Source organism: Peribacillus sp. (genome assembly GCF_059453735.1).
This window is the reverse complement of record NZ_JAZVJO010000488.1, coordinates 1-4,108: the sequence shown is the minus strand read 5'-3', so window position 1 is coordinate 4,108 and position 4,108 is coordinate 1. Positions and strand designations below refer to the sequence as shown.

The following is a 4,108-nucleotide window of genomic DNA, read 5'->3' as shown; positions in this document are numbered from 1 at the left end:
GGGTATGAAGAGACGAATCTATCGATTAAAGGGGAGCGGGGTACGGTTGCAGGTGTTTTACATCAAATGTACCGGCGTGGACAAACAGCGGGAATTGATATAGTTTATGATTTGGACATTCCGCTATCTACTTTGCCGCTGCCTGACAAAGAAGCGGTCATATTACTTGGTAATTTGTTAGCGAATAGCATTGAATCTTGTGAGCAATGGCAGCAGGTTCATCAAAAACAGGGGATACTCACCTTGCAATTTTATAAACGAAGCGGTTTGTATTTACTCATTTGTAAGAATAAGAGTCTGCCAGTTCCCGCTAATGTACTGGATGAACTGTTTAAAAAGTCCGGACAAACAACTAAGGGGAAAGGTCACGACGGGCTGGGCACAAAGATAATCGCAGATGTTGTTACGGCACATCACGGATTTTTAGACTTTGTCCATAAGGATGAAGAATTTACTGTAAAAATTAAAATTCCGGCAATCCGATAAGTCATTCTTTTATGTGAAGGGTCTTTTTTTAAGATCCTTTTTTCTATGACCCCTATAAACGTACTTTAAAATTTAAGTTATTTACCGATAGTAATTTGTACGCGTAAAAAACATCATGAATGATTGTTAAAAAGAAGGAGCAGAAGCCAATGGCAAAGTTAATAGGAAAAAATAAAGAAAAAAGAAAAAAGAGGGTATCCATTCGACTGAAATGGATGTTCTTTATTAGTATTATCGTTCTGCTCGTGCTTGTGGGATCTGTCTCATCCGTATATATCAAGGTTTCATCTATATTTGAAGAGGATACTAAAACATCAAATATAAGCTATGCAAAAAGTGCGGCAGCTCAGATTAACTTAGATTTGAAGAGTTATGAAAACGCCCTTGAACAATTGGCTCATATTGTCACCACACAAATCGATTCTACGTCTAAAGACCGTATGTCGGAAATACTAGAATCGGTTCAAAAAAATGATAAATCGCTTATTTCCGCTTATTATATGGATGGAAATGACGGTAGTTTAACGATGTATCCACCGATTGACTATGCCAAAGATGCTAGAGAGACCTTAACGTTTAAAGCATTAACAGAGACTCCAGAAACGAGATGGATGGATGTTTATAAAGATGAATCATCACAAAAAATGATGACATCTGTTGTGACACCAGTCCTATTAGAAGGAAAAATGGTAGGTGCATTAGGTTATGATGTTGATTTATCCACTATAGGAAAGACGAGAATAGAAATCGAAGACCATTCCAATAGTCAGCTAATCATTCTCGATTCACAAGGATTTATTGTTTCTTCCTTTATGGAGGGGATGGACGGTAGAAATATCAACCCTAAAAACAGCGGTACGGTAGAAGGTGTTGAAGATTTATTAACAGATCCGAAACAATTTTCTTCACAATTTGATTGGGTAACGAAGATGTATGAAGGGAAGACCGTTACTTCACAACCGTTAAAATGGGATGGTAAAACGTATACTGGTCAGGTCAATAGCGTGCCGGAGCTGAATTGGAAAGTGTTATCGTTTACCTCTGACGAGATTATAGCTTCTAAATTAAATGAAATTAAACAAGCTGCCATATCTTCTGAACTATTTGGCTTACTATTTGGAGTAATATGTGCGCTTTTCTTAGCCAATTTTTTAAGAAAAATCATTTCTAACCTACAAGGTGTGATCGGAAAAACAGCGAGTGGTGATTTAGTCACAGAATACCACTATAAAGCAAATGACGAATTTGGTGATCTATCGGTAAGTTATAATGCCATGCTTAGCAGATTGAGAGGACTCATTGAGAAAGTTAAGGAGAACACACAGTCTGTGACAAAAGCAACGGGCGGATTAAGTGTTATTGCTGCTGAAAGTAGTACGGCGATTTCTGAGGTATCACGTGCAATCGAAGAAATTGCTATAGGGGCAGCCAATCAATCAGAACAAGTCGAGCAGGGTGCAAATGCCATTCGTGAACTAAGCAACGAAATGGATGAATTAAGGGAGCAATCTAATCAGACTCAATCAGTGTTACATTCAGCTTCTAAAAAATTAGAAACAGGCAAAGAACAAGTAGATAGACTAGAAACTTCTTATCAAAAATTAGAAGCGGCCTTCAAATCTGTTACGCATATGAGTACTAGTCTAGTTGAAAAATCGAAAACGATTTCAAATGTAACACATGCCATTTCTCAAATTGCTAAGCAGACCAATCTATTATCTCTAAATGCATCTATTGAGGCAGCTAGAGCCGGTGAACATGGAAAGGGATTTGCTGTCGTTGCAAATGAAGTACGAACACTTGCCGATGATTCCAAGAAAGCCACGATTGATATTCAAAATATTATTAATAGTGTTTTATCAGATACAGAGGACCTGTTGAAAACAACGAATGAAACCAACCAAATCAGCATGGACCAAAAGAGTGCCGTCCTAACTGTACGAGACTCTATGGTTGAACTCGAGACTTCAGTCATACAGATATCGCAATCCATAAATAAAGAGACAGAAACAATCAGCGTGCTGAATGAGCAGAAGAAAACGGTCATGGCTATGATTGAAGAAATAACAGCTGTGTCTCAACAAACAACAGCAGCCTCAGAAGAAATAGCCTCCTCGATGGAGGAACAAGCAGCATCATCTAACGAACTAGCTCAATATACACAAAACGTAAACGAATTAATCAACGAATTAGAAATAACGTTAAGAGAATTTATTATCAAATAGATATCCAAAAAAGACATGGTGTAACCTCCCATGTCTTTTTTTGTGAGTTAGGCTGGGGTGGAGGTTATTAATGTTTGATGGCGGCATTACCCTCTTTAGAAACTGGACTAGTCGTCATGACAAATACAGATATAGGGAATCATCAATTACAGGAGATTATTGGAGAAATCTACCTTAATTCACCAAAGCTCGTTAATAGAATTAGTCTAGATAAAAATAAAAATACCATTTTATTACTTTTCGTACTATAATCTCGGAAAACGAGTAAGGGGGACATAACATGGAAGACTGTTTTATCTGTACGAAGCATGTGGGAAATAAAGAGACTGCAGGGCCAGTTATCTTTGAGGATGATTACGTATATGTCGGTCATATTGATCATAATGGCCAACCTGGATATCTAGGACATATTATGATTGATTTAAAACGTCATGCTAGGTTAATTGGAGATATGAATCTAGCAGAAGCGCAGGCGTTTGGCGTCATCATGGCAAGAGTCAGCAGGGCTCTCGACCACTCTGAAGGAGCGGAGCATGCGTTTGATGTTTATGAATGGAGTGAAGCGCCAGTAGGAGATGCGGCCGATATTGAAAGGCTCAGTTTACGTATAAAATCCTATTTGGAGGATCATCAGCATGATTAAACTAGGCTGGGTTGGAAGTGAACATCCATTTGTGGATGAAGTAAGTGTCGTGCAGGTGAAGCAAGTAACAGTGGGCCGGTTTGGCGGAAGTTCAGCGGCTGGTGCATACAAAAATGAGGATGGCTGTATCGTTTGGGCGGATGAACAGCGAGAGTGGGAGTTTGCGGTGGTCCTTGATGCTCATTACTCAGCAGATAGTGCGGCACTTATTGTAGATCGCTTTCAACAAGAACAATTGAACGTGGAAACGATACTCTCCCAGCCAAGCCCCGTTGCACTCAAACAAATAGAGGAGCACATATTAACTATTCTTCAAAGCCATGATTTTCTACAAGCGTGCCGAGAAGTGAAAGGGGAAACCGCCTGCTTATTCGTGGTAAGAAAAGAAAACTATGTTTGGTGGCTCTCGGTGGGAGACTGCATGTTTTATCTTCTACATCCAGAACTGGCAGACTTGGGTTAATATATGCTGAACGAGCGGCAATTTTATGAATGGATTGGACAAGTGAATACCTTTGACCAGCCTATGCCCTGTTTTACTAGAGGAACACGTGAATTAAGAACAGGCAGCAATCAGATTTTTTTAACCACGGACGGGCTGACAGAATGTCCAGGGGAGCCTTATGCTGACTCGGCAGCAATCTATCATGCTTTAATGGAGATACCAGCTGATGAAGCCGTAAGAAAGATGCTTTCTAACATCCAGGAGCATCAGGTGAGAGACAGTACGACGATTATTACTTGGAACGTTCAG

Annotated in this window: 5 protein-coding genes and 1 pseudogene; all 6 read left to right on the top strand. The window is 39.6% G+C overall.

Translation table 11 applies throughout. The features are described 5' to 3' along the window. Positions 1–486: GHKL domain-containing protein (locus AC52RT_RS15995; protein ID WP_495541662.1), on the top strand; the 486-nt coding region annotated here is incomplete at its 5' end. Positions 487–635: 149 nt separating this feature from the next. Beyond that, a complete protein-coding gene (locus AC52RT_RS15990; protein WP_495541661.1) occupies positions 636–2,711 on the top strand; it encodes a methyl-accepting chemotaxis protein in 2,076 nt (691 codons plus the stop codon). 74 nt (positions 2,712–2,785) lie between these two features. Continuing rightward, positions 2,786–2,962, top strand: coding sequence for a hypothetical protein (locus tag AC52RT_RS15985; protein ID WP_495541660.1), 177 nt, complete (start codon positions 2,786–2,788; stop codon positions 2,960–2,962). 29 nt (positions 2,963–2,991) lie between these two features. After that, entirely contained in the window at positions 2,992–3,354 is a 363-nt protein-coding gene (locus AC52RT_RS15980; RefSeq protein WP_495541659.1) for an HIT family protein, read from the top strand. Beyond that, positions 3,347–3,817, top strand: coding sequence for a PP2C family serine/threonine-protein phosphatase (locus AC52RT_RS15975; RefSeq protein WP_495541658.1), 471 nt, complete (start codon positions 3,347–3,349; stop codon positions 3,815–3,817). Before AC52RT_RS15980 ends, AC52RT_RS15975 begins: the two co-directional genes overlap by 8 nt. Positions 3,818–3,820: 3 nt before the next feature. Beyond that, positions 3,821–4,108: pseudogene (locus AC52RT_RS15970) on the top strand (protein phosphatase 2C domain-containing protein); the annotation flags it as partial.

Excerpts from the sequence above, each read along its gene's own strand:
- AC52RT_RS15975 (WP_495541658.1), top strand. The coding sequence starts at position 3,347 with ATGATTAAACTAGGCTGGGTTGGAAGTGAACATCCATTTGTGGATGAA.
- AC52RT_RS15990 (WP_495541661.1), top strand. The coding sequence starts at position 636 with ATGGCAAAGTTAATAGGAAAAAATAAAGAAAAAAGAAAAAAGAGGGTA.
- AC52RT_RS15980 (WP_495541659.1), top strand. The coding sequence starts at position 2,992 with ATGGAAGACTGTTTTATCTGTACGAAGCATGTGGGAAATAAAGAGACT.